The following is a 22,827-nucleotide window of genomic DNA, read 5'->3' as shown; positions in this document are numbered from 1 at the left end:
GGTGAAGGAAACCCGAACAACAAGGGGTTCAGGAAGTCAGCCGAATGGGCGGGTCCGGATGTTGAGGTCGGCAGCTGGCTTTTTTTTTGGGCCTTCACGGCCCGGCCCGGCCCGCCGCCATCGCCGCGGCGGCGATGACCACCTGCCCGTCCGGCAGGCGCCGCACGCGCAGCGGCAGGACGGTGGGCAGCAGGTCGAGCAGCGCGTCTATCCGTTGGTGGTCGAACTCGCCGGACAACCGAAGCGCTGCCGCCTGCGCATCGGGCACCTCCAGCACGATGGGGGCGGCGCGGTAGCGACGCATCTCGGCGACGGCGAGGTCCAGTGACGTGCCGTCGAACACCAGCTTGCCCCGCTGCCAGGCGGTCAGCGGTGCCAGGTCCATGGCGCGCGGACGCTCCAGGCCTGCCGGGCCGGCCGTGATCGTCTGGCCGGTGGTGAGGCGCACCTCGCGGCCGGCGCCTCTGCGTACTTCCACGGCACCTTCCACCACGGCGACGGTGACGCGGGAGTCTTCCCGCGCTTCCTCGAGTCGCACGTTGAAGGCCGTGCCGATGTCGCGGATGATCGTGTCACCGGCTTGCACGGTGAAGTCCCGTGCACCGTGCGCCACGCTGAACATGGCCTCGCCGCGCTTCAGTTGCAGTCGGCGCGAGCGCAAGTGCCACGTCGCTTCGAGCGTGGTGCCGGTGTTGAGCGTGACGGTGCTGGTGTCCGCCAGCGTGTGGGTGGCGGTTTCTCCCGCGGCGGTGGCAAAGGCATCGGTGCGATAGGCGGGGTCCAAGAACCACAGGCAAGCCGCCAGAACGGCCGCAGCGGCCGTCGAGGTGCCGATGGCGGCACCTGCCTTTACGGCCGCCCGGCGCGCCCGCTGCCGTTGCTCGGCCTCACGGAAGATTTCGTCAGGCCCGGGAAAACGCTCGCGCAACGCCGCCTTGTAGCGTTCCAGCGGGTCGTCGTGCCGCGGCCGGGCAGCCCCGGCGACCGGCGGCTCAGGATCGCGATGTTCAGGCTCGGCAAGGGGTGCGGCGGATCGAGGGTTCGTCATGACGCCTGTGCCTCCAGAGCCCCTTGCAGCACCGGGCGGATGCTGCGCATGGCGCGCATCATGTGCTGCGCCACCATGTTGCGCGAGATGCCCAGGCGCTCGGCGATCTCCGCCTGCGGGATGTCGTGCAGCTGATGCAGGACGAACACGTCGCGGCATCGCGGTGGCAGGGCCTCGATGGTGCGGGCCAGCGCCACCAGGGTCTGCCGGAAGGCGTATTGCGCTTCGGGGGTGGCGCCGGGTGCCTCGACCTCAGGCAGTTCGGCCACGCTCTCCACCCATGCGCGCCGACCGGCTTCGACTCTGTGGCGATCGATGGCCAGATCCACCGACAGGCGGCGCAGGAAGGCCTGCGGCACACGTATCGTTTCGCGCGGGGGATCAGCCAGGATGCAGACGCAGACGTCGTGCACCACCTCGCGCGCGAAGCCCCGGTCACCAAAGCGCCGACGCAGGTGATCCACCAGGTCGTCGTAGTGCTGGAGCAGCGCGGCGGCCAGGCTCATGGGAGGACGCGACGCCGCGGTTGCACCCCGCGACGGCGATGCGCATGCAGCGTTGCGACATGCCGGCGGTATGCAAGATCGGTGACCACGAAACCCTTCCTGTGCCCCACGGCCGCTGGAGGGAAAGGCCGAAAGGTGAATGCAAATCGTTCTCATTATATGTGGTTTCATTTTGCTGCGACCGGCCCCGGAGGAACTGCCGTCCTTCAGCCGGCGGTGCGCGGCCGAGCCCGACTGGAAATCTGCATGCGGAGGGAGCCAGCCCTCTGCATTGACACTCTACCTACTAGTAGGTAGAGTGATACGCATGGTCAAAACCTCGAACACTGCCGACGACATCCTGAGATGCGCGCGTACGCTGCTCATGGCCGGTGGCTACAACGGTTTCAGCTACGCCGACATCGCAGGGATCGTCGGGATCCGCAATGCCAGCATCCACCACCACTTTCCGAGCAAGGCGGAGCTGGTACGCGTCCTGGTGAAGCAATACCGCGAGGAGGCCGCGGCCGGCATGGCGGCTCTGAGCCAGAGCGTTCCGGAGCCGATGGGCCAGCTCCGGGCATATGTTCGCTATTGGGAAGCGTGCATCTCGGACGCCAGTTCACCGCTGTGCATCTGTGCCTTGCTCGCCAGCCAGATGCCGATCCTTCCAGAGGCAGTCGCCATTGAAGTGCGCACCCATTTCAACGCCTTGTCCACCTGGCTGGTCCAGGTGCTCCGCGCCGGCGTGCGGGAAAAAACCATCCATCTGACGGGTACAGCCGCAGCTGAAGCGGAGCTGTTCATTGCCACGGTACACGGCGCCATGTTTTCGGCACGCGCCCATGGCGACACCACCGTCTTCGGCAGCATTGCGCGCCCCCTCCTCCAGCGCCTGGGCAAGACTGCCGGGCATTGAACGGGTTCGCACAGGCCGGACTCCGCTGCGCGTCGTGACGGGTTTCCGGGCACAACGTTCGCGTGGCAGTCCGCTCACCCACCACGCAACCCAACAGGAAAACTCATGTCCGAAATTTCGACGATAGGCTGGTTGCACACGCTGGGCAGCTTGCCGGCGATTCCAGCGGCGATCTACATGTTTGCGCGTGACGGAAGGATCGTGCCCCGATCGAGGCCGGGGCTGCTCTACCTGGTGGCCATGCTCGTGGGCGCCGGCACCGTCTTCTTCGTGACGCGCGAGGCCGCCGGGTACGCGATCGCCGTCTTGACACTTCTCTTCCTGCTCATTGGGTACGGCGTCGGACGTCTGCCCCGGCTCGGGCGCGCATCGAGCTATGTCGAGACCGTGTCCCTGAGCTTGACCGCCTTTCTCCTGATGCTGCCCACAGCAACCGAAACCCTGCGTCGCCTTCCTGCCGAACACCCTCTCGTGACGGACCTGCAGTCGCCGCTGCTTCGAGCGGTGCACGCCGCGCTTCTCGGCACTCTCGTCGTCGGTTTGACGATCCAGGTCCTTCGACTTCGCAGGCAACACAAGGCCTCGGAGCAGGTCGGGGGCCGCTCACCGAAGTGACAGCGGCCGCAGGCAGCGGCAATCACCGCGTGGCCGCACATGCAAGGCCAGCGGTTATGGCACCTGCCCGCCCGCAAACGTCGCGATGATCTCCCGCGCAACGCGCGGCGCCTCTTCCTCCAGCGCAAAGTGCCCGGTGTCGAGCAGCACCAGTCGCGCACCGGGCACGTCGCGCAAATATGCATGAGCGCCGGCTTCCAGGAAGAACGGGTCGCCTCGCCCCCACGCGATCAGCATCGCCGGCTGGTGCTTGCGCAAATAACGCTGCCACTGCGGGTACAGCGAGACGTTGCTCCCATAGTCGGCCAGCAGGGACAGCTGGACCTCGTGGTTGCCCGGTCGGTCGAGCAAGGCCTGGTCGAACACCCAGGCGTCGGGGTCCAGTGCTTCGGGATGGCGTGCGCCGGCCGTGTATTGCCCTCGCGTGGCCTCCAGCGTGAAGAACCCGCGCACCGGTGCTTCGGTGTCGGGTGTGCGTTGCGCCCACAGGGGCCGCAGCACCTTCATCACTTCGGGGCTCAAGCCCTCGTCATAGGCGTTGGCGTTTTGAGCCACCAGCCCGGCCACCCGCTGCGGGTGCGCAGCGGCGATGCGCAGTCCGACGGGGCCGCCATAGTCCTGCATGTACAACACGTAGCGCGCCACCCCCACGGCCTGCAGAAACCGGTCCATGGTCGTCGCCAGGCGGTCGAAGGTGTAGCGGTACTCGGTGGGCGCCGGCATGTCGGAATGCCCGAAGCCGGGGTAGTCGGGCGCAATCACGTGAAAGCGCGTGGCCAGCAGCGGGATCAGCTTCCTGTACATGTGCGACGACGACGGGAACCCGTGCAGCAGCACGATGTGCGGCAGGCTGGAGTGGCCGGCTTCGCGGTAGAAGATCCGTACGCCGTCGACGGTGGCGTAGCGGGAGTGCACGGCGGGCAGGTCGCCCACTTCGCTGGGCTGCCCCGCGTGGGCGAGCGTCGCGACGGCGGCTGTGGTGGCTACCAGGAGTCGGGTGAACAGCTTCATTTGAGTAACCTGTTAATATCGTTTTATTAGGTTAACCGAGAGGGGACGATGCCGTCAACTGGACACCTGGCCGCCGCAGCGCACGGCCACGCCGCTTTCCTGTTCGTGGGCGATCACCTGGCGCTCGACCTGCTCAACACGGTGGTCGGCCAGGGCGACGGGCGGCGAGAGCTGCTGGCCGACGCCGCGTCGTTGAAAGAGTGGGTGGCGCAGGCGTCGTGGGAGGCGCCCGAAGTGCAAGCACTGCTGGCCGGAAGCCATCGCCTCGGCGAATGGACGGCAGCACTCGAACAGGTGCGCGACCTGCGAGAACTCGGCCGCGAGCTGGTAATCGCCTGGCGCAACGGCTCCGTGACGCCGCCGATGCTCGATCGGCTGCACGTCCGGATGCGGCAGGTGCAATACCGGCACGAGCTGCAGTGGCACGGTCACGAACTCGGCCTGCGCTGGGTGCCGGAGTTGCCGGGTCCGCAGTCGATGGCAGGCCTGCTCGCGGTGGCTGTCGGCGAGCTGCTGGCCCACGCTCGCCCTCAGTCCGTCAAGTCATGCGTCGGCGCCGGCTGCTCGCTGACTTTCCTCGACCGCACCAAGGGCCAGCGCCGACTGTTCTGCAGCGCCGCACTGTGCGGCAACCGCGCGAAAGTCGCGGCGTTTCGCGCGCGGCAGCGCGGGACAGCAAACAACCAGGGTTGAAGCGCCGGCCGCTCAGTGGTGCGCGTGCGTGCCGGTCACGTCGGTCGCACGCGGAATGAACTCCGTCATCGCCTGGCACTCGCCGGCACATCGGCGGCAGGCACGCGCGCAGTCGAGGCAGGCGTCGGTCCGGTGGCGTTCGCATTCTTCGGCGCAGGCGTCGCACATCATGGTGCAGAAGGCACAGGCGGCGCCGTCATAGGCGCTGGCGCGGGCCATGAACGCGGATGCCAGGCGGCAGGCCTGCGCACAGTCGACGGTCAGCGCAACGCAGCGGGCAAGCTGCTGCGGGTCGGGCTCAGCCAGGCAGGCCATCGCGCAGCGGTCGCAGGCGTCGGCACAGGCATAGCAGGCTTCGATGCAGGAGGTGTGCTGCTCGTGGGCCATGGCGGGACTCCTCGGGGTGGGTAGGACACGCAGCAGTTGCAGCAAATGCCGCACCCGCGCAGCCGGCCACGGGCGGCTTCAGTACCTCACCTTGGCATACAGCGTCTTCTGCGACGCTTCGCGCGCCTGCCGCAGCGTGTGGATGCCGCGCTCGGCCAGCAGCGGGATCAGCTTCAGGAACACCTCGCCGGTGACGATGGCGTCACCGAGCGCGGTGTGGCGGCCCACCACCGGGATGCCCAGCCGCGCGGCGATCTGCTCGAGCCGGTGCTCCTCGTCGGGGTGGCCCGGGTGCACCAGCGCCGACAACAGCAGCGTGTCGAGCACCGGCTGGATGAAGCGCACGCCGGCACTCACTTCCTTCAGCTGCAGGAAGCGCATGTCGAACGCGGCGTTGTGGGCGACCAGCACGGTGTCTTCGGCAAAGCCATGGAACACCGGCAGGACCTGCTCGATGGTCGGCTGCCCCTGCAGCATCTGTGTGCTGATGCCGTGCACCGCTTGCGACTCCTTGCGGATCGCGCGGCGCGGGTCGACCAGTTGCTCGTAGCACTCCTGCTTGAGCAAGCGACCGTTGACGATACGCACCGCACCGATGGAGACGATCTCGTCGCCTTCCGACGGCGACAGGCCGGTGGTCTCGGTGTCGAACACCGTGTACGACAGGTCGCTCAGGCGGCGCTCGTCGAGTTCCGGCGTCTGCCCAGGCTGGCTGAACAGGTCGAAGTCGTAGTACACCGGCCTGCCCTGCGCCGTTGCAGGGGAAGCCGGCACGCGTTCAGGTTCGGTCGTGGGCAGTTGCAGCGAAACGTGGCTTTGCCCCAGCAGACGGTCGCTCTGGCACCAGATCTCGCCGCCGTGGCGGTGCAGCACCTCGCGCAGCGTCGGCGCGCGGCCTTCGGCACCGGGCGCAAAGGGCTGCTCCTCCCAGTCGTGCAGAGTGGCCGCGTCGAGAGGCTCCCCTTCCCACCGCAGGGACAGCACCGCGAGCCGGCCCTGCGCGGCCAGCTCGAAGGTGACCTCGTGCGCGCCGAAGCTGGCCTGGATGCGGCCGGCGATGTAGGTCAGGGCCTGCACCAGCGAATAGCTGTCGACGCTCAGCCACAGCGGCTCACGGCCGACAGCCAGCCGTGTTGTCAGGCCCAGCGTGCCTTCGACGCTGCGTTGCAGCGCCAGCACCAGGTCGCCGGCCTGCATGTCCTCGAGCGGCCATTGCCCGCGCAGCGTGTCGGCGTCGTGCAGCAGGGTCTCGTCGAGGCGCTCCGACAACCGCCGTGCCTCGTCCTGGATCACCTCGATGAAACGCTCGCGCCGCGGCTCGTCCATCTGCGGGAACTGGCGCACCGTCTCGACGGCCGCGCGGATGTTGGCGAGCGATGCCCGCGTGCCTTCGGTCAGCGTCTGCAACACGGCGTCGCGGCGGCCGGCCAGCTCCATCGAGCGGGTCACGTCTTCGAGCACCAGCACGAAGCCGTCGAGGCCGCCCGCGGCGTCGAGCACGGGGGCCATCTGGGCCCGCAGCAGGCGCCGGCCGCGTGCGGTGACGAAATGCGCGCCGGCCTGCCCGCCGTCGGGGTGCGTCAGGCGATAACGCAGCTTGTCGAGCGCATGCACGATGGCGCCCTTGTCCAGCACCCCGAACACCGAACGGCCCAGGCCCACCGGCGAGCCGCCCTGTCGCTGCGTTACCGCCAGGTCGAGCAACTCGGTGGCACGCGCGTTGTAGAGCAGGATGCGCCCCTCGGCATTGCACACCAGCACGCTCTGCGCCAGCTCGGACATCAATGCCGCCAGGCGGTTCTTCTCGCGCTCGACACGGCGGTTCGCTTCCTCGACGCGCGCGTCGAAGCCTTCGCGCAACTGCGCATGCGCCGCGGCGAACGCGTTGATCTCGCCGGCCAGCTCGGCCAGTTCGACCGCACCGCGCGCCTCGACGTGGTGATAGGGGTTGACGGTGTACGCAATGCGCGCTTCCTCGGCGAGCCGCCGTGTCGCGGCAGGGTAGTCGGCGAACCACTTCTTCAGCAGCACGCCCAGCACGAAGGGCAGCAGCAGCGCCGCCAGCACCAGCAGGGTCAGCCGCGCCTCCAGCATCGGCCACAGCGTTTCGCGCTCCCACGCGGCCAGGTCGGCCCACAGCGCGAAAGCCGTCAGGCCGACAGCGGCCAGCACGATCACGTACAAGGCCGACAGCCAGAGCGCGAACTTCATGTGCAGCTTCATGGACGGCTCATGCGCCGGGCAGCGCCCCCAACTGCTCGGCAATCTGCGCGAGCAGTTCTTTCGTCGAGAACGGTTTGGTGACGTAGGCGTCGGCGCCGAGCGCGATGCCTTTGCTCATCTCGACCTCGCGGCCCTTGGCGGTGAGCATCACCACGCGCACGCGCTGCAGCGCAGCGTCCTCGCGGATCTTCTGGCACACGTCGAAGCCGCTCAAACGGGGCAGCATCACGTCGAGCAGCACCAGGTCGGGCCGTTCGCGGACCACCGCCTCGAATGCTTCCTGGCCGTCGTGCGCCACGATCACCCGGTAGCCGGCCTGCTCCAGCAGGTATTCGAGCGAGATGACGATGTTGGGCTCGTCGTCGGCGATCAGGACGGTCTGCTTCGACACGGTGGCGTTCATGGAATGTCTGTCTCCTGCGGCGCGGCCTGCCGTGGCGGCGCACGGTGTACATCGAGCGGCAGCGTGAAGGAAAAGGTGGCACCCTGCCCCAGCACGCTGTCGACCCACAGTGTGCCTCCGAAATGCTGCACGATCTGGCGGCTGATCGGCAGCCCCAGTCCGGTGCCCTGCGGTTTGCCGGTCATGGTGTCACCCACCTGGCGAAATTTCTCGAAGACAGTTTCGTGGTGCAGCGGGTCGATGCCGGGCCCGTTGTCGCGCACGTCGACGCGCAGGCGGTCGTTCAGCACATGCAGCGCGATGGCCACGCGGCCGTCGTCGCGGTCGCAGAACTTCACGGCGTTCGAGATCAGGTTCAGCATCACCTGCATCAGCCGGTCACGGTCGGCGCGCACGGGCGGCACGGCGGGCGGCAGGCGCAGCGTCGGCGTCACGCCGTGCTCGCGCATCAGGCCGCTGGTGGCCGAGACGGCATCGTCGATGACCTGCTTCAGGTCCAGCTCGGTGGAATGCCATTCGGCGTTGCCCGACTCCAGCTTCGCGAGGTCGAGCACCTGGTTGATCAGCCGCGTCAGGCGTTCGCTCTCCTTGACGATGATGGAGATGAACTGCTCGCGCCGCACCGGCTCCATGTCGGGCTGGCCCTGCAGGATCTCCGAGAACGCCCGGATCGACGTGAGCGGCGTGCGCAGCTCGTGCGTGACGGTGCTGATGAAGTCGTCTTTCAGCCGGTCGAGCTCCTGCAGCCGGGCATTGGCTTCGCGCAGCTCGGCGGTGGCGGCCTCCAGCTCGCGCGACTTCTGCTCCAGCTTGCGGCTGTACGCGATCAGCTGCGAGGCCTCGTCCAGGATGTCGAGCACCTCTTCCATGCTCAGCGGCTCTTCCTTGACCACCGACGCGATCATCACGCGGGCCGACGCCGCGCCGATGGCACCGGCCAGCAGGTTCTCGGCGTAGTGCACCAGGGCTGCGTCCGGCTGCAGCGCTGCGGCCGACTTCATGCCCCGCTGGGCGGCGTAGTCGGCAAAGGCGTCGTTGGCGCGCGCCGGGCCGATGAAACGCCCGACGAGCGTGACGATCTCGTGCACCGAAGCACTGCCGCGCCACAGGCCCGAGCCGCCGCCGGCCACCTTGAACACGTCGACGAACAGCAGCGCCTGTGCGTGCTCGCGGATGCTCTGCCGGCCGAGCAGCGAGACGAGCAGGTAGCCGCCGATGTTGGCCAGCAGGCTCCAGAACAAGGAATGGCTGATGTCGTCCAGCCCGTTCAGCCCGAACAGCGCCAGCGGCTTCAGCCACTCGACCCCCCACGGCCCCTGTTCGACGAAGGCGATCGGCAGCCAGCCCGACTTGGCGAACGACGGCAGCAGCAGCGTGTAGGCCCACAACGCAAAGCCGAGCGACAAGCCGGTCAGCGCGCCCGCGTGGGTGCCCTGCTTCCAGTACATGCCGCCCAGCATCGCCGGCGCGAACTGCGCCACTGCCGCGAACGACACCAGCCCGATGGCCACCAGCGCATAGGCCTCGCCAGCGATGCGGTAGTAGGCATAGCCCAGCATCATCAGCAGCACGATGGCGCCGCGGCGAATGCCCAGCAGCAGGCGAGACAGGTCGGCCCGCTGCGCCAGCGCCAAGCCCTTCCAGCGCAGCAGCACGGGCATCACCAGGTCGTTGCAGATCATCGTCGACAGCGCGATGGTCTCGACGATGACCATGCCGGTGGCCGCGGACAACCCGCCGATGAAGACGAACAGCGCCAGCGCCTCCTGCTGGTGCGCCATCGGCAGCGTCAGCACGAAGGTGTCGGCGTCGATCTCCCCGCCGGGGAAGTGCATCAACCCGGCGAAGGTGATGGGCAGCACGAAGACGTTGATCGCCAGCAGGTAGGCCGGGAACAGCCAGATGGCCTTGGCCAGGTGGTTTTCGTTGACGTTCTCGACCACGCTGATCTGGAACTGCCGCGGCAGGAACAGGATGGACAGCATCGACAGGAAGATCAGCGAGGCCCACGAGCCGTAGGTGCCCGCCGCGCCACCCAGCGTCAGCAGTTCCTCGATGTTCGGCAACGCACGCGCCTGCGCGAACACGTCGGCAAAACCGTCGTAGAGCCAGAACGTGACGAAGGCACCGACCGCCAGGAAGGCCAGCAGCTTGACCACCGACTCGAACGCCACCGCGGCGACCATGCCCTCGTGGCGTTCGGTGGCGTCGAGGTGGCGGGTGCCGAACACGATCGTGAAGGCCGCCAGCAGCAGCGCCACATACAGCGCCGTGTCCTTGAACAGGTCCACCGCTTCGCCCTTGTGCGGCATCACCACGGCCGGGTATTGCAGCAGGATCAGGAAGCTGGCCGAGACCGCCTTCAACTGCAGCGCGATGTACGGAATGATGCCGACCACCGCAATCACCGTGACCAGGCCGCCGAGCAGGCTGCTCTTGCCGTAGCGCGCCGCGATGAAGTCGGCGATCGAGGTGATGCGGTTGGCCTTGCTGATGCGGATCATCTTGCGCAGTACCAGCCACCACAGGGCCGCCATCAGCGTGGGGCCGAGATAGATCGGCAGGAAGCCGACGCCGCTGGCCGCCGCGCGGCCGACGCTGCCGTAGAAGGTCCACGAGGTGGCATACACCGCCATCGACAGCGCGTAGATGTAGGGGTTGGCGATCAGCGAGCGGCCGGCATCGGCACGCTTGTCGCCCCAGTACGCAATGGCGAACAGCACGCCCAGGTAGGCCAACGACGCGAGAAGGATGACGCCGCCGAGCAACATGGCGTCAGCTGCGTTCGACGATGACGATGGCCAGCGTGATCAGTGCCGCCCAGGCAGCGAACAGATAGGCGTACAGGACCGGAATGCCGAACACCGTGCTGTCGGAATTGAAGATCGACAGCAGCGGGAAGCTGAACAGCAAACAGCCCAGCAGGAACAGCGCCACCAGCCGCTGAGCCCGGTTCGCGCGATGGGCCATGTCGGTCGTCCCCTCATCGTGTCGTCGCGCGGATTATGGTGGAAACGACGCGCATGCAGGAAGGCGGGGAACCCGCGGCGGGCAGGCTTCGACCGCCCCGTGCAACGGGGATCTCAATGCAGTGTGCCGTAGGGCCGCAAGGCCTCAGGCGTGCGCATGTCACGCGGCAGTTCGAGGTCCGCGGCGACGCCGCGCATCGCTTCCGGCGATTGCGGCAGGCCGCTGCGGTCGCTGTAGTCGGCCCAGGGCCTGTTGCGGCGGCGCTCCTCGGCCTGCAGCGCCCGTGCGCAACCGAGGTCGAGTGCCGTGACGCCGGCAACCGCCGCAAAGGCCGCCATGGCCGTCGCCCGGTGCGGGTTGCCCGCGTGCAGTGCCGACGCCAGCACCGACAGGTCGAGTGCATCCCCGGCCACCCGCTTCCAGACCCAGAAGCGCGGGTGGCCGGCCATCAGCAGCCCGGCGCCGGCGACGATCTCGCGCCAGCCGAAGGCCCGCACCATCGAAGCCTTGCCGGGCATGCCGAGCGAGCGTGCGATGGCGTCCGGCATCATCACCTCGGCCAGCCCCAGGCCCAGGCTGAAGAGGCCGAGCCCGCGCGCGACCCGGGTCGGTGAGGGGCGGCGGGGAAAGGGATTCTGCGACGAATACTTCATGGGTTCACCTGTACAGGGAAAGTGGGGTCGATCAGGGCCGCATGACCACCTTGATGCAGCCATCGTCCTTCGCGCGGAAGGTCTTGTACATCTGCGGTCCTTGCTCGAGGCTGGTGCGGTGCGTGATCACGAAGGACGGGTCGATCTGCCCTTCCTCGATGCGGCGCAGCAGGTCGTCCGTCCAGCGGTTCACGTGGGTCTGGCCGGTGCGCAGCGTCAGCCCCTTGTTCATCAGCGCCCCGAACGGGATCTTGTCGACCAGCCCGCCGTAGACACCGGGCACCGACAGCGTGCCGGCCGGGCGGCACACGTAGATCATTTCCCGCAGCACGTGCGGGCGGTCGGACTCGGCCATGACCGCCTGCTTGGCGCGGTCATACATCGAGTCGATCGAGCGCGTGACGTGCGCCTCCATGCCGACCGCATCGATGCACTTCTCCGGGCCCTTGCCCTGCGTCAATTCGTTGAGGCGGTCGACGACGCTTTCTTCCTCGAAGTTGATGGTCAGTGCCCCGCCGGCCTTCGCCATGCTGAGCCGGTCCGGCAGACGGTCGATCACGACCACCTGCCTGGCCCCCAGCAGCACCGCGCTGCGAATCGCCATCTGGCCGACCGGCCCGGCGCCCCAGATCGCCACCGTGTCGGTCGGCTGGATGTCGCACTGCACCGCCGCCTGCCAGCCGGTCGGGAAGATGTCGCCCAGGAAGAGCACCTGTTCGTCGGTCAGCCCGTCGGGCACCTTGACCGGCCCGGTGTCGGCGAACGGCACCCGGACGTACTCGGCCTGCCCGCCGGGGTAGCCACCCGTCAGGTGCGTGTAGCCGTACAGGCCGGCCGTGGTGTGGCCGAACACCTTGTCGGCCAGGTCCTTGTTGCGGTTGCTGCGCTCGCACACCGAGAAGTTGCCGCGCCGGCACTGGTCGCATTCGCCGCAGGTGATGGTGAAGGGAACGACCACCCGGTCGCCGACCTTCAGGCGCTGGTTGTCGCGGCCGACCTCGACCACCTCGCCCATGAACTCGTGGCCCATGATGTCGCCCGGCTTCATGCCCGGCATGAAGCCGTCGAACAGGTGCAAGTCGGAGCCGCAGATCGCGCAGCAGCTCATCTTGATGATGGCGTCGCGCCCGTGCTCGATCTTCGGGTCGGGCACCGTTTCATGGCGGATGTCGTTCTTGCCGTGCCAGCACAGGGCGCGCATAGCCGTGTCTCCCCGCCGGCACGGGCCCGGACCCCCCGGGCGCTCGGCGCCAGCCGCATGGCCCAGGGCAGCAAGCGGGATGCCCGAAGGGTCTACCGCGCGAGCTGCACGCGATTGCGGCCCTGCGTCTTGGCTTCGTACAGCGCCGCGTCGGCGCGACGCAGCACCTGCTCGACCGCTTCGTGCGGCTGGCGCTGTGCCGAGCCGATCGAGACGGTGACGCGCAGACCGCGCACCAGCCGATCCCATGGGTGCGCGGCCACCGCGGCGCGCGCGCGCTCGACGGGCGCCAGCGGATCGGCGGCGTCGCAGTCGACCAGCAGCACGAGGAACTCCTCGCCGCCGTAGCGGAACACGTGGTCCGCGGTGCGCAGCGCGGCTTGCAGCGCGCCGCTCAATTCACGCAGCACGTCGTCGCCGGTGTGGTGGCCGTGCTGGTCGTTGATGTGTTTGAAGTGGTCGGCATCGACCATGGCGACGCACAACCGCGAGCCGTTGCGATCGGCGCGTTCGCACTCGGCCCGCAGCACGCGCAGCGCTTCGCGCCGGTTGGGCAGGCCGGTCAGCTCGTCGCGTGTCGCCAGGTGTTCGAGCCGCGCCGTGGCCTCGGCCAGCGCCTTGTTGCGCTGGTGCAGGCCCGCACGCAGCCGCGACACCTCGGCGTTGATCGCGAGGAAGCGTCCCAGCACCACCGCGACGTTGATCAGGAACAGCAGCTTCTCTTCGGGTCTGGACAGCGCCATGCCGAGGTGGAAGCCGGTCGACCACAAGGCCAGCCCGACGGCCGCTGTCAGCAGCACCCAGGCGAGCAGGAAGGCGCGCCGCTCGAAGTACAGGCTGCCGTAACACAGCGGCACGAACACGTTGATCACGAACATGTAGCCGATCTGCGGTGCCAGCGTCAGAGCGACCATGTTGACGCCACACGCCGCCGCCACCTGCGGCGCGGTCAGCGAGGGATCGGGCAGCCGCCTGGACAGGCCGGACGCGATGCTGCCGAGAAAGGCAGCATTGGCCAGCAGCGAGAGCCCGAAGATCTGCCACGGCACCTGGTAGCTGATGGTGCCGACCGCCGCGTAGCAGAAAAGGATCAGCACGTTGACCGCGTAGTCGGCGCCGGCAAAGGCCGCGATGCGCAGGCGGATGCGCGTCTTGGCATCCATGCGCGCGCTGGCACCTGCCGGCCGGTCTTGGGGCACGACGGGCTGAGCCTGGCTCGCGACGCGCGTCGCGGAGTGAGGAAGCTCGGGCATGCGGTCGATCATGCCATGGAGGACGGCGTCGGGCGCAGAAAAACAGCTGTCGACTAGGAACTGTCCTCATGGTCGAGATCCGGTGCGCGACGGAACATGTGCGACTGAGGAGTACCCATGACCGACCAGGACAAGGCTCGCCAGCGCGTGGCCGCTCTCAGGGGCACGGCGCAAGGCAAGGTGGTGAGTGCAGCCGACGCCGTGCGGCTGATCGCCGATGGCGACACCGTGGCCACCGGCGGCTTCGTCGGCATCGGCTTTGCCGAGAACCTGGCCGTGGCACTTGAGCAGCGCTTCATCGAGACGACCTCGCCGCGCGACCTGACGCTGGTCTATGCCGCCGGCCAGGGCGACGGCAAGAGCCGCGGCCTCAACCACTTCGGCCACGCAGGCCTGGTGGCGCGCGTCATCGGCGGACACTGGGGGCTGGTGCCAGCACTGCAGAAGCTCGCTGTGGACAACCGCATCGATGCCTGGAACCTGCCGCAAGGCGTGATCTCGCACCTGTTCCGAGACATAGCCGCCGGCAAGCCCGGGCATGTCTCGAAAGTGGGACTCGGCACCTTCGTCGACCCGCGCCACGGCGGTGGGCGCGTCAACGAACGCACGCCCGATACCCTGGTGCGCCGCCTCGAGATCGACGGGGAGGACTACCTCTTCTACAAGAGCTTTCCGATCCATGTGGCGCTGGTGCGCGGCACCACCGCCGACGTCGACGGGAACGTGACGATGGAACGCGAAGCCCTGACACTCGAGGCATTGGCGATTGCGATGGCTGCCCACAACAGCGGCGGCATCGTCATCGTGCAGGTCGAGCGGCTGGCCGAGCGCGGCACACTCAATCCGCGCGAGGTGAAGATCCCCGGGGCACTGGTCGACTGCGTGGTGCTGGCCGAGAAGCCCGAGTACCACCACCAGACGTTCGCCGAGCCGTACAGCGCGGCCTACGCCGGCGAGATCCGGGTGCCCGCGAGCAGCGTGGCGCCGATGCCGATGAGCCCCCGCAAGATCATCGCCCGACGCGCCGCGCTCGAACTGCTGCCCAACAGCGTGGTGAACCTCGGCATCGGCATGCCGGAAGGCGTGGCCGCAGTGGCCGCCGAAGAACGCGTGATCGACCTGCTGACGCTGACGGCCGAGCCGGGCGTCATCGGCGGCATTCCAGCGGGCGGCCTGAACTTCGGCGCCGCGGTCAACACGCAGGCCATCATCGACCAGCCCTACCAGTTCGACTTCTACGACGGCGGCGGCCTCGACATCGCCTTCCTCGGGCTGGCACAGGCCGACGCCGAAGGCAATCTCAACGTCAGCAAATTCGGCCCGCGCCTGGCCGGGGCCGGCGGCTTCATCAACATCAGCCAGAACGCGAAGAAGGTCGTCTTCGTCGGCACCTTCACGGTCGGTGACGGTGCGCGCAAGTTCGTCTCGCAGGTCGAGCACCGCACCTTCTCCGGCCGCGAGGCACTGCGCCGCGGCCAGCCCGTGCTCTACGTCACCGAGCGCTGCGTATTCCGGCTGCACGAACGCGGGTTGGAGCTGATCGAGATTGCTCCCGGGCTCGACCCGGAACGCGACGTGCTCGCGCTGATGGGCTTCGTCCCGGTGATCGAGCGGCAGCCGGCAGTGATGGATGCGGCCTTGTTCCGCGACGGGCCGATGGGCTTGCGCGCCCGCCTGCTGATGCGCCCGCTGCCCGACCGGCTGGCCTACGACGCCGAGCAGAACACGCTGTTCATCAACTTCGAGCGGCTGGCCGTTCGCACCCGCGACGACGTGGAAGCCGTGCGCCGCGAAGTTGTCGCGCGTCTGGCGCCGCTTCAGCGCAAGGTGTACGGCGTGGTGAACTACGACCATTTCCAGCTCGACCCGCTGGTCGAGGACGATTGGACCGAGATGGTGCGGGGCCTGGTCGATCGCTACTACCTGAAGGTGACGCGCTACAGCACCAGCAGCTTCCTGCGCGCCAAGCTGGGGCCGGCGCTGGCCGCACGTGGAATGGCGCCGCACATCTACGAGACTGCCGAGGAGGCGCACGCGGGCGTGCGGGACTGATGTTTGCTGCTCGGGTTCGACCACCACCGAGGGCACCGATCATGGCCGACACCTCCACCCGCGGGGGCACGATGAGCCCGGAAGAAATGGCGTTGCGCGCCTACATGGACCTCGTCGCCGACGCGCAGCGCATCCTCGCCGGCACGCAACAGCCGCGCCCGGAGGGCATCTCCGCCGCCGAGGCGGTCGATCAACTGGTCGTGCTGTTCGACGGACCCACCGCGACCGGCGCCCTGCAGATGGCCAAGGTCGCGCTGAACGAGGCGACGCCGGACGACTTCCGCGAACCCGACCCGCCCGGCCGCGCCGTGCCTTAGCGGCGGCCGGCCGCGGACATCGCCAGCGCCACCAGCATCAGCGCCGCCGCGACCGCGAACGTCAGTTGCATGCCGGCGGCCACGGCCGCGGGCTGCGCGGTGCTGACGTCGGCCGTGCCGCAGGCATGCGCAAACACCGCGCCCATCGCCGATGCCCCCGTCACGAGACCGAGATTGCGCGCCAGGGTCAGCAACCCGGAGATCAGGCCACGCTGTGCCTGCGGCACCTCGGCCATGACCGCGGTGTTGTTGGCCGCCTGGAACAGCGCGTAGCTCGCGGTAACCCCCATGATCGGCATGACGTAGCCCACGACGCCCAGCGTCACCGGCAAGGCGAACAATGCAAGACAACCTGCCGCCATTCCTGCCAGGCCGCCGGTAGCCATGCGCGAAGCACCGAACCGGTCCACCAGCCGCCCCGCCAGCGCGCCAGTCAGCGCGGAGACTGCCGGCCCCATCGACATGAAGATGCCGACCTGCATGGCGTCGAGCCGCAGGGCACCGGAAAGATGGAACGGCCCGACCACGAGCGTCGCCATCACCACGGCCGACACCAGCAGGCCGCTCGCCAGGCTGGCACCGAGTGCCCGATCGCGAAACACGCCAAGGCGGATCAAGGGCGATGCGGCACGCCTCTCGACCCACACGAACAGCCCGGTGCCTGCGACGGCGACAACCAGCAGGGCCAGGTTGACCGGCCCGAAACTGCTGCGCCCCGTCGTCATGGCCAGCGCATAAGCCCCGAGCGTCGCGGCCAGCAGCAGCGTGCCGGTGCCGTCGAAACCGGGCCGGTCCGGGCCCGCTGCCGCGCGCTCGGCGGGCAAGTGGCGCAGCACCAGCAGTGCCGCCAGCAGGCCCAACGGCAGGTTGATCAGGAAGATCGCCGGCCAACCGAACCGGGCGATCAGCAGGCCGCCGAGCGACGGGCCGAGCGCCGTGCCGACCGCGGACATCGTGCCCAGCCACCTCATGGCACGGCCGGTCCTCGCCTTCGGCACGGTCTGCCCGACCAGGGCCATCGTGAGGGCCATCATGACGGCGGCCGCGGCGCCTTGCACCGCTCGCGCGGCGATCAGCAGCCATAGCACGGGTGCGACGGCACACACGACCGAGGCGAGCGCGAAAAGCGCCGCCCCGGCGGCCAGCAGCCTGCGGTGCCCGACAACGTCTCCCAGCCTCCCCGCGCTGACCACCAGCGTCGTGTTCGCCAGCAGATAGGCCAGGACGATCCATTGGACCTCGCTGAACGAGGCACCGAACGCGGTGGACAGCGTCGGCAGCGCGACGTTCGCGATGCTGATGCCGAGCGAGGGCAGCAGCATGGACAGCGACAAGCCGGCGAGCGCCCAGGCCGGCGAGGCAGGTTCGGGAGCGGCGCAGGGTGGCGAGGTGGCGGTGGTCGACATGGAGACGAGCGGCTGACATGCAATGACGCAAGGCTAGTCGCGCCGCCGGCATGGCGGAAGACGCACGGCATGCACTTCATGCGTGCGCTTGACGCCATGTCGCGGGCCGATCAAGCTGCGCGCCGCGTGTCGAAATCCGCCCCGACCGTTCGTCGTGCAGGAGTCGGCTGCGCCACCGCCCCGGTGGCGCAGCTCACGACGCCCGTTATCGTGACCCCTATGGAGGAGAACCCATGCTCAAGACCCTTGCCGGCATCGTCGCCGCCCTGTTCATCGGCGTTTTGATCTACGCCGCCACGCTGCCCGACACCTTCCGCATCGAACGCAGCACCACGATCGACGCGCCCCCGGCCACGGTCCACCCCTACATCAACGACTTCCACCGCTGGACCGCCTGGTCGCCGTGGGAGAAGAAGGACCCGGCGATGCAGCGCACCCACAGCGGCGCCCCGGCCGGCAAGGGGGCGGTCTACGCCTGGGACGGCAACAGCGACGTCGGCCAGGGCCGCATGGAGATCGTCGAGTCGAACGAGCCCTCGCGCGTGCAGATCCAGCTGGATTTCCTCAAGCCCTTCGAGGCGCACAACACCGCCGAATTCACGCTTGCGCCGGCCGGCAGCGGCACCCTGGTGACCTGGTCCATGCACGGGCCGGCGCCGTACCTGTCGAAGCTGATGCAGGTGTTCGTCAGCATGGACCGCATGGTCGGCCCCGACTTCGAGGCCGGCCTGGCCAACCTGAAGCGCGTGGCCGAACAACGGCAGTGAAGACGCCTCAGGCCGACAGCGCGACCGAGCGGCCGAGCCAGGCCCTGTCGCCCACCGCCTGTGCCAGGAAGCGCGCCACCTGCCGGCGCGCCACCTTCATGCCGCGCACGTCGCCTTGCGCCGACGCCAGCACCGCGTCAGCCTCGTCGCCGTCGGTCAGGTTCACCGGCTGCGCCAGCACCCAGTCGAGCCCGCTTTCGCGCACCGCCCGCTCCTGCCGCTCGGTGTCGGCGATCTGCGGCTTGAGCAACAGCGCAAACATCATTCGGTAGAGCCACGGCAGCTTGTCGCGCGTCTCGCCGACGCCGAAGCTGGTCTGGACGACCAGACGGCGCACACCATGCCGGCGCATCGCGTCGATCACCTGGCGCGTACCGCGCGAGCGCACATCCAACGGTGAGTCGCGGGGCCCACGCAGGCGCACCCTCAGCGCGTCTTCGCTGATGCCCAGTGTGACGACGACCGCATCGTGCCCCGGCATCACCCGGTCCAGATCCCCGGCCTGCAGCGCATCGCCGGCCACCGCCTTCAGGCGCGGCGAGGCGCCTTGCGACGCGACGCTCTGGCGCGAGAACGCCGTCACTTCATGGCCGGCCGCCAGCAATGCCTGCACCGCCGCCGCGCCCGAGCCGCGGCTCGCACCGATTACCAGCACCTTCATCGTCGTCGCTTGTTTCGTCTGCATCTTCATCTCCACGGGTTGGGTTGACATGGAGTCCAGTATGGTTTGCAGGATCAGCACTTTGAATGGCAAACATCGCTGATTTCATGCTCATTCGTCCAGACTTGATGGACGAATCGTCATTCAGCGAGCACCATCCTGCGGATGAACCCCAACCCGCCCTGGGACACCGCCGATCCGCTCGGCGAAGCCCTGCACTTCCTGCGCATGAGCGGCACCTTCTATTGCCGCTCCGAGGTCACCGCCCCCTGGGGCGTGGACCTGCCGCCGATGCCGGACTGCCTGATGTTCCACGTCGTGACCGCCGGCCGCTGCTGGCTGCAGGTGCCCGGCGAGCCGATGCGCCAGTTGCAGCCCGGCGACCTGGTGCTGGTGCCGCACGGCCATGGGCACCGCCTGCTCAGCGAGCCCGGGGCGCCAGCGGTGGGCCTGTTCGACCTGCCGCGAGAGATTGCCAGCGAGCGCTACGAGGTACTGCGCCATGGCGGCGGCGGCGACGCGGTGCAGATGATTTGCGGTGCGGTTCGCTTCGAGCACCCGGCGGCCCGGCATCTGGTGCAGATGCTGCCGGCGGTGATCGCCGTGGACGCGTCGCGCCCGCCGCAGGCCGAATGGATGTACAGCACGCTGCGCTTCATGGCGACCGAAGCCCAGCAGATGCGGCCCGGAGGCGAAGCCGTCATGACACGCCTGGCCGACATTCTGGTGATCCAGGCCATCCGCGCCTGGCTGGAACAAGGCTCGGCCACGCACACCGGCTGGCTGCGCGCCTTGCAAGACCGGCAGCTCGGCCGCGTGATCGTCCGCATCCACCGTGACCCCGCACACCCGTGGACGCTGGCGTCGCTGGCGGCCGAGGCTGCCATGTCGCGCTCGGCCTTCGCGGCGCGCTTCACGCAACTCGTCGGCGAGCCCGCCATGCAGTACGTGACGCGCTGGCGCATGCACCTGGCCGAGAGCTGGCTGAAGGAGTCGGCCACCGGTGTCGCCGAGACGGGTGCCCGGCTCGGCTACCAGTCCGAGGCCGCTTTCAGCCGCGCGTTCAAGCGCTATACCGGCCGGCCGCCCGGCGCCGTGCGGCGCCAGCCGGCCGTCGCATGAAACCGCCAGGCTGCGCGCGTGCGCCCGCATACCGAGGCGTGGCCGCTTGAGCTAAGGTGCGCCTCGTGCCGATGGCCGGCGCCCCGATGTGAACACGCTCAGCCTTCCCCCGCCTCGCTGGGACATGCCCGGCGCCCGTCCGACCTCGCTCACGCAGTGCGTGACGCTGGCGGTGCTGCTGCACCTGCTGCTGGTGCTGGTGTTCGGCACGGTGCAGGGTGGCGGGTCGCCGGACGGCGTGCGCAGCAACGACGCGCTGACGGTGAGCTGGCGCAATGTGCCGCTCGGTCCACCGACCCCGCCAGTGGCCACCGGGCGGTCGCAAGCGCCTGCAGGCCCTGTCGCACGCACCGAGCCAGCCCGCGGCACAGCGACGGTCGAACTGCAGCGTGCACCGCCCCTGGCCGCCGCACCCCCGCCGAGCCGGCCGCGGCAGCCCGCACTGCCTCGCCCGGCGCCGCCGGAAAAAGCACCGACATCGCGCAAGGCGGCCGCGCCCCGACCCGAGACCTCAGTACCTGACGCCGCGCCCCCGCGGCCGGCCGCTGCGCCGGCGGTCACACCGGCTCCCGCGCCAGCGACGGTGCCGGCCGAACCGGCCCCTCTTAAAGCGCCGTTGCCGACGCCCCGCGTCGAGGCACCCGCAGCCGCTGTCGTCGCCCCCGAGCCTCGCACCGAAGCGCGCCCCCTGGAACCGGTCCCCCGCGACGCCGCTCCTCTGGAGCCGGCGCCACCCGAGCGCGCCACGTCCCCGCCTCCGGACCCGGCACCGCGCGAGCCTGCGCCGGCGCCCGTGCGCCCCATCGAACCAGAGCCGCAGCCACTGCTCAGAGACGCGCCGCCGAAAACCGAGAGTGAGCCGTCGCCGCTGCCCACGATGCCGCCGCCCGCACCGGTGCCCGTGCCGCCGTCAGGGGCCCCCACGCCTGACGTGCCGGCGTCTGCCCCCGCGCCGGCACCGCTGCCAGTGGAGCCGTCCGCCGTGCCAGAGCCGGTCGAGCCCGCCACACCGGCACCGCTGCCGCCTCCCCCCCTGCCCGTCGAGGAAGCCGTGCGCCCGCCGGAGCCGGCCGCATCGCAGCCGGCGCCCGTCGTGCCGGCGCCCCTGCCGGCTCCCGAGCCCGCGCGAGTCGTCCCGCCAGCACCGCCGGCGGTGGTGGAGCCGGCGCCCCCTGTGCCGACACCGGTGGCACCATCCGCAGAGCCGGCGCCCGCTGCAGTAGCGCCGGCGCCCGCGCCCGTCACGCCCGCGCCGCGCGCCCCTGAGCCGGTCGATGCCCCGCAGACGGCCCCGCGCCCTGCGCCCGCGGCCCCCCCGTCGGCGGCGCCCTCCGCCCCGGCCGACGGCGCGACAACACCGACAGCTCGCCCTGGGCCTGCTGCGGCCGATGCCGCTACGGGCGCACCGGCCACCGGCGCAGCACCCGCGCCGGCCCCGCTCAATCTCGAGGTGACCGGCCCGCGCTATGGACCGACGATGAACCGCGGCTCACGCGGCGCGCTGTCACTGATGCCGCCGCCGCCCGTGCGCAAGCCCAAGCTCGCCGAAGACATGGAGAAGGCCGCGCAGCCCGATTGCCGGACGGCCTATCGCGACCGCGGCCTGCTCGCCGTGGTGCCGCTCGCAAACGACACGCTGAAGGGCGACGGCTGCCGCTGGTAGCGCGATCAGATCGGCGTCAGCAGGGGCTCGCCGGCGAAATGCCGGCGAGCGTTCTCGAGGAACAAGCTCACCGACGCATCGATCGCCTCGGGCGACCAGCCCGCCACGTGCGGTGTCAGCACCACGCCGGGCAAGTCGAGCAGTTCCAGCGGCGGCTGCGGCTCGCTCTCGTACACGTCGAGTGCGGCGCCTGCGACGCGCCCCTCGCGCAGCGCCTGGGCCAGCGCCGCGGTGTCGACCACGCTGCCGCGCGCGATGTTGACGAGATAGCCATGCGGCCCCAGGCGTTCCAGCACCTGCGCGTCGACCAGATGGCGGGTGCCGGCACCGCCCGGCGTCGCGACGACCAGGCAGTCGCACCACTCGGCGAGTGCGCCGACGCTGTCGAAGTACGCATGCTCGGCGTCGTTGCGGCGCGAGCGATTGTGGTAACCCACCTGCATCTCGAACGCCAGCCCCCGCCGCGCGATCTTGCGGCCGATGGTGCCCAGCCCGAGCACGCCCAGGCGCTTGCCCGCGAGGTGCGGGCGCAGCGGCAGCCTGTCGCGCCAGAGGCCGTCGCGGCAGGCGCGGTCCTGGGCCGGAATGGCGCGCACCACAGCCAGCAACAGCGCCCAGGCATGGTCGGCGACGCAGTCGTCGTTGGAGCCGGCACCGTTGCTGGCCGCGATGCCACGCTGGCGTGCCGCGTCCAGCGCCAGGTTCTCGTAGCCGGCGCCCAGGGCGCTGGCGAGCGTGAGCCGCGGCATCGCGTCGATCTCGGCCGCGGTGAGGCCCGTGGTGCCGTTGGTCAGCACGACGCGGACCTCGCCGCCGCGCTCGCGCACCTGCGATTCACGCTCGGCGGCACTCGGCGCATACAGCAGTTCGTAGTCTCTGGAGATCAGCTCGCGATGAGCCTCGGACAGGTGGACGAGCGCGAGCAGCAGCGGTCGGTTCATGGTGGAAGAAGCACAGTCTCGGGGATGGGCGCATGGT

22 protein-coding genes are annotated in these 22,827 nt (G+C 69.4%); 8 read left to right on the top strand and 14 right to left on the bottom strand.

The window, feature by feature from the left end; translation table 11 throughout:
- Positions 1-94: 94 nt before the first annotated feature.
- Together M8A51_RS09455 and M8A51_RS09450 are read right to left on the bottom strand one after the other, a co-directional pair.
- Positions 95-1,048 (bottom strand): FecR family protein, encoded by a 954-nt coding sequence (locus tag M8A51_RS09455; protein ID WP_251777961.1) that lies wholly within the window; start codon positions 1,046-1,048, stop codon positions 95-97.
- Positions 1,045-1,554, bottom strand: a complete 510-nt coding sequence (locus tag M8A51_RS09450; protein WP_251777960.1) for an RNA polymerase sigma factor — start codon at positions 1,552-1,554, stop codon at positions 1,045-1,047. The genes M8A51_RS09455 and M8A51_RS09450 overlap by 4 nt, the downstream gene beginning before the upstream one ends.
- A gap of 307 nt (positions 1,555-1,861) precedes the next feature.
- Here M8A51_RS09450 and M8A51_RS09445 point away from each other — a divergent pair, with 307 nt between their 5' ends.
- Complete coding sequence (locus tag M8A51_RS09445) at positions 1,862-2,452, top strand: TetR/AcrR family transcriptional regulator (RefSeq protein WP_251777959.1); 591 nt, start codon at positions 1,862-1,864, stop codon at positions 2,450-2,452.
- Between the two features lie 105 nt (positions 2,453-2,557).
- Entirely contained in the window at positions 2,558-3,067 is a 510-nt protein-coding gene (locus M8A51_RS09440) for a hypothetical protein (RefSeq protein WP_251777958.1), read from the top strand.
- 54 nt (positions 3,068-3,121) lie between these two features.
- Here M8A51_RS09440 and M8A51_RS09435 read toward each other — a convergent pair whose 3' ends face one another.
- A complete protein-coding gene (locus M8A51_RS09435; RefSeq protein ID WP_251777957.1) occupies positions 3,122-4,078 on the bottom strand; it encodes an alpha/beta fold hydrolase in 957 nt (318 codons plus the stop codon).
- 48 nt (positions 4,079-4,126) lie between these two features.
- Here M8A51_RS09435 and M8A51_RS09430 point away from each other — a divergent pair, with 48 nt between their 5' ends.
- Positions 4,127-4,771 carry a CGNR zinc finger domain-containing protein gene (locus M8A51_RS09430; protein ID WP_251777956.1) on the top strand — a complete coding sequence of 215 codons (645 nt, stop codon included), beginning with the start codon at positions 4,127-4,129 and terminating at the stop codon, positions 4,769-4,771.
- A gap of 12 nt (positions 4,772-4,783) precedes the next feature.
- Here the strand turns inward: M8A51_RS09430 and M8A51_RS09425 are convergent, their stop codons facing one another.
- The 8 genes from M8A51_RS09425 to M8A51_RS09390 all read right to left on the bottom strand — a co-directional run bounded on the left by M8A51_RS09425 (position 4,784) and on the right by M8A51_RS09390 (position 13,861).
- On the bottom strand, positions 4,784-5,158 hold the full coding sequence (locus tag M8A51_RS09425; RefSeq protein ID WP_251777955.1) for a four-helix bundle copper-binding protein: 375 nt from the start codon (positions 5,156-5,158) through the stop codon (positions 4,784-4,786).
- Positions 5,159-5,236: 78 nt separating this feature from the next.
- Positions 5,237-7,381 carry a 3'-5' exonuclease gene (locus tag M8A51_RS09420; protein WP_251777954.1) on the bottom strand — a complete coding sequence of 715 codons (2,145 nt, stop codon included), beginning with the start codon at positions 7,379-7,381 and terminating at the stop codon, positions 5,237-5,239.
- Positions 7,382-7,388: 7 nt separating this feature from the next.
- A complete protein-coding gene (locus M8A51_RS09415; protein ID WP_251777953.1) occupies positions 7,389-7,784 on the bottom strand; it encodes a response regulator transcription factor in 396 nt (131 codons plus the stop codon).
- Complete coding sequence (locus M8A51_RS09410; protein ID WP_251777952.1) at positions 7,781-10,555, bottom strand: sensor histidine kinase; 2,775 nt, start codon at positions 10,553-10,555, stop codon at positions 7,781-7,783. Before M8A51_RS09410 ends, M8A51_RS09415 begins: the two co-directional genes overlap by 4 nt.
- 4 nt (positions 10,556-10,559) lie before the next feature.
- Positions 10,560-10,754, bottom strand: coding sequence for a hypothetical protein (locus tag M8A51_RS09405; RefSeq protein ID WP_251777951.1), 195 nt, complete (start codon positions 10,752-10,754; stop codon positions 10,560-10,562).
- Between the two features lie 113 nt (positions 10,755-10,867).
- Positions 10,868-11,407: a hypothetical protein gene (locus M8A51_RS09400; RefSeq protein WP_251777950.1), complete on the bottom strand. Its 540-nt coding sequence runs from the start codon at positions 11,405-11,407 to the stop codon at positions 10,868-10,870.
- A gap of 31 nt (positions 11,408-11,438) precedes the next feature.
- Positions 11,439-12,608, bottom strand: a complete 1,170-nt coding sequence (locus tag M8A51_RS09395) for a zinc-dependent alcohol dehydrogenase (protein WP_251777949.1) — start codon at positions 12,606-12,608, stop codon at positions 11,439-11,441.
- A 92-nt stretch (positions 12,609-12,700) separates the two neighbouring features.
- Entirely contained in the window at positions 12,701-13,861 is a 1,161-nt protein-coding gene (locus tag M8A51_RS09390) for a GGDEF domain-containing protein (RefSeq protein WP_251777948.1), read from the bottom strand.
- Between the two features lie 117 nt (positions 13,862-13,978).
- Between M8A51_RS09390 and M8A51_RS09385 the strand changes: the two genes are divergently transcribed.
- Together M8A51_RS09385 and M8A51_RS09380 are read left to right on the top strand one after the other, a co-directional pair.
- On the top strand, positions 13,979-15,913 hold the full coding sequence (locus M8A51_RS09385) for an acyl CoA:acetate/3-ketoacid CoA transferase (RefSeq protein ID WP_251777947.1): 1,935 nt from the start codon (positions 13,979-13,981) through the stop codon (positions 15,911-15,913).
- Positions 15,914-15,954: 41 nt separating this feature from the next.
- Entirely contained in the window at positions 15,955-16,230 is a 276-nt protein-coding gene (locus tag M8A51_RS09380; RefSeq protein ID WP_251777946.1) for a hypothetical protein, read from the top strand.
- On the opposite strand, the gene M8A51_RS09375 is transcribed toward M8A51_RS09380, so the two are convergent.
- Positions 16,227-17,636 (bottom strand): MFS transporter, encoded by a 1,410-nt coding sequence (locus M8A51_RS09375; RefSeq protein WP_251777945.1) that lies wholly within the window; start codon positions 17,634-17,636, stop codon positions 16,227-16,229. The two genes, M8A51_RS09380 and M8A51_RS09375, sit on opposite strands and share 4 nt — an antisense overlap.
- A gap of 233 nt (positions 17,637-17,869) precedes the next feature.
- Between M8A51_RS09375 and M8A51_RS09370 the strand changes: the two genes are divergently transcribed.
- A complete protein-coding gene (locus M8A51_RS09370) occupies positions 17,870-18,403 on the top strand; it encodes an SRPBCC family protein (protein ID WP_251777944.1) in 534 nt (177 codons plus the stop codon).
- Between the two features lie 7 nt (positions 18,404-18,410).
- Here the strand turns inward: M8A51_RS09370 and M8A51_RS09365 are convergent, their stop codons facing one another.
- Positions 18,411-19,088, bottom strand: a complete 678-nt coding sequence (locus M8A51_RS09365; RefSeq protein ID WP_251777943.1) for an NAD(P)-dependent oxidoreductase — start codon at positions 19,086-19,088, stop codon at positions 18,411-18,413.
- Between the two features lie 141 nt (positions 19,089-19,229).
- Here M8A51_RS09365 and M8A51_RS09360 point away from each other — a divergent pair, with 141 nt between their 5' ends.
- Both M8A51_RS09360 and M8A51_RS09355 read left to right on the top strand, forming a co-directional pair.
- Positions 19,230-20,186 carry an AraC family transcriptional regulator gene (locus M8A51_RS09360; RefSeq protein ID WP_251777942.1) on the top strand — a complete coding sequence of 319 codons (957 nt, stop codon included), beginning with the start codon at positions 19,230-19,232 and terminating at the stop codon, positions 20,184-20,186.
- A gap of 124 nt (positions 20,187-20,310) precedes the next feature.
- Entirely contained in the window at positions 20,311-21,849 is a 1,539-nt protein-coding gene (locus M8A51_RS09355; RefSeq protein ID WP_251777941.1) for a hypothetical protein, read from the top strand.
- A gap of 5 nt (positions 21,850-21,854) precedes the next feature.
- Here M8A51_RS09355 and M8A51_RS09350 read toward each other — a convergent pair whose 3' ends face one another.
- A complete protein-coding gene (locus tag M8A51_RS09350) occupies positions 21,855-22,790 on the bottom strand; it encodes a 2-hydroxyacid dehydrogenase (RefSeq protein WP_251777940.1) in 936 nt (311 codons plus the stop codon).
- Positions 22,791-22,827: the final 37 nt, after the last annotated feature.

The organism is Caldimonas mangrovi, from assembly GCF_023721835.1.
GTDB classification, from domain to species: domain Bacteria; phylum Pseudomonadota; class Gammaproteobacteria; order Burkholderiales; family Burkholderiaceae_C; genus Caldimonas; species Caldimonas mangrovi.
Note: the sequence above shows the minus strand (reverse complement) of the source record. Positions and strands in the feature narration are given on the sequence as shown.

What these genes read in the sequence shown, in the direction of transcription:
- M8A51_RS09455 (WP_251777961.1), bottom strand. Translation starts at nt 1,048, where the DNA reads ATGACGAACCCTCGATCCGCCGCACCCCTTGCCGAGCCTGAACATCGC.
- M8A51_RS09450 (WP_251777960.1), bottom strand. Translation starts at nt 1,554, where the DNA reads ATGAGCCTGGCCGCCGCGCTGCTCCAGCACTACGACGACCTGGTGGAT.
- M8A51_RS09445 (WP_251777959.1), top strand. Translation starts at nt 1,862, where the DNA reads ATGGTCAAAACCTCGAACACTGCCGACGACATCCTGAGATGCGCGCGT.
- M8A51_RS09440 (WP_251777958.1), top strand. Translation starts at nt 2,558, where the DNA reads ATGTCCGAAATTTCGACGATAGGCTGGTTGCACACGCTGGGCAGCTTG.
- M8A51_RS09435 (WP_251777957.1), bottom strand. Translation starts at nt 4,078, where the DNA reads ATGAAGCTGTTCACCCGACTCCTGGTAGCCACCACAGCCGCCGTCGCG.
- M8A51_RS09430 (WP_251777956.1), top strand. Translation starts at nt 4,127, where the DNA reads ATGCCGTCAACTGGACACCTGGCCGCCGCAGCGCACGGCCACGCCGCT.
- M8A51_RS09425 (WP_251777955.1), bottom strand. Translation starts at nt 5,158, where the DNA reads ATGGCCCACGAGCAGCACACCTCCTGCATCGAAGCCTGCTATGCCTGT.
- M8A51_RS09420 (WP_251777954.1), bottom strand. Translation starts at nt 7,381, where the DNA reads ATGAAGCTGCACATGAAGTTCGCGCTCTGGCTGTCGGCCTTGTACGTG.
- M8A51_RS09415 (WP_251777953.1), bottom strand. Translation starts at nt 7,784, where the DNA reads ATGAACGCCACCGTGTCGAAGCAGACCGTCCTGATCGCCGACGACGAG.
- M8A51_RS09410 (WP_251777952.1), bottom strand. Translation starts at nt 10,555, where the DNA reads ATGTTGCTCGGCGGCGTCATCCTTCTCGCGTCGTTGGCCTACCTGGGC.
- M8A51_RS09405 (WP_251777951.1), bottom strand. Translation starts at nt 10,754, where the DNA reads ATGGCCCATCGCGCGAACCGGGCTCAGCGGCTGGTGGCGCTGTTCCTG.
- M8A51_RS09400 (WP_251777950.1), bottom strand. Translation starts at nt 11,407, where the DNA reads ATGAAGTATTCGTCGCAGAATCCCTTTCCCCGCCGCCCCTCACCGACC.
- M8A51_RS09395 (WP_251777949.1), bottom strand. Translation starts at nt 12,608, where the DNA reads ATGCGCGCCCTGTGCTGGCACGGCAAGAACGACATCCGCCATGAAACG.
- M8A51_RS09390 (WP_251777948.1), bottom strand. Translation starts at nt 13,861, where the DNA reads ATGCCCGAGCTTCCTCACTCCGCGACGCGCGTCGCGAGCCAGGCTCAG.
- M8A51_RS09385 (WP_251777947.1), top strand. Translation starts at nt 13,979, where the DNA reads ATGACCGACCAGGACAAGGCTCGCCAGCGCGTGGCCGCTCTCAGGGGC.
- M8A51_RS09380 (WP_251777946.1), top strand. Translation starts at nt 15,955, where the DNA reads ATGGCCGACACCTCCACCCGCGGGGGCACGATGAGCCCGGAAGAAATG.
- M8A51_RS09375 (WP_251777945.1), bottom strand. Translation starts at nt 17,636, where the DNA reads ATGTCGACCACCGCCACCTCGCCACCCTGCGCCGCTCCCGAACCTGCC.
- M8A51_RS09370 (WP_251777944.1), top strand. Translation starts at nt 17,870, where the DNA reads ATGCTCAAGACCCTTGCCGGCATCGTCGCCGCCCTGTTCATCGGCGTT.
- M8A51_RS09365 (WP_251777943.1), bottom strand. Translation starts at nt 19,088, where the DNA reads ATGCAGACGAAACAAGCGACGACGATGAAGGTGCTGGTAATCGGTGCG.
- M8A51_RS09360 (WP_251777942.1), top strand. Translation starts at nt 19,230, where the DNA reads ATGAACCCCAACCCGCCCTGGGACACCGCCGATCCGCTCGGCGAAGCC.
- M8A51_RS09355 (WP_251777941.1), top strand. Translation starts at nt 20,311, where the DNA reads ATGCCCGGCGCCCGTCCGACCTCGCTCACGCAGTGCGTGACGCTGGCG.
- M8A51_RS09350 (WP_251777940.1), bottom strand. Translation starts at nt 22,790, where the DNA reads ATGAACCGACCGCTGCTGCTCGCGCTCGTCCACCTGTCCGAGGCTCAT.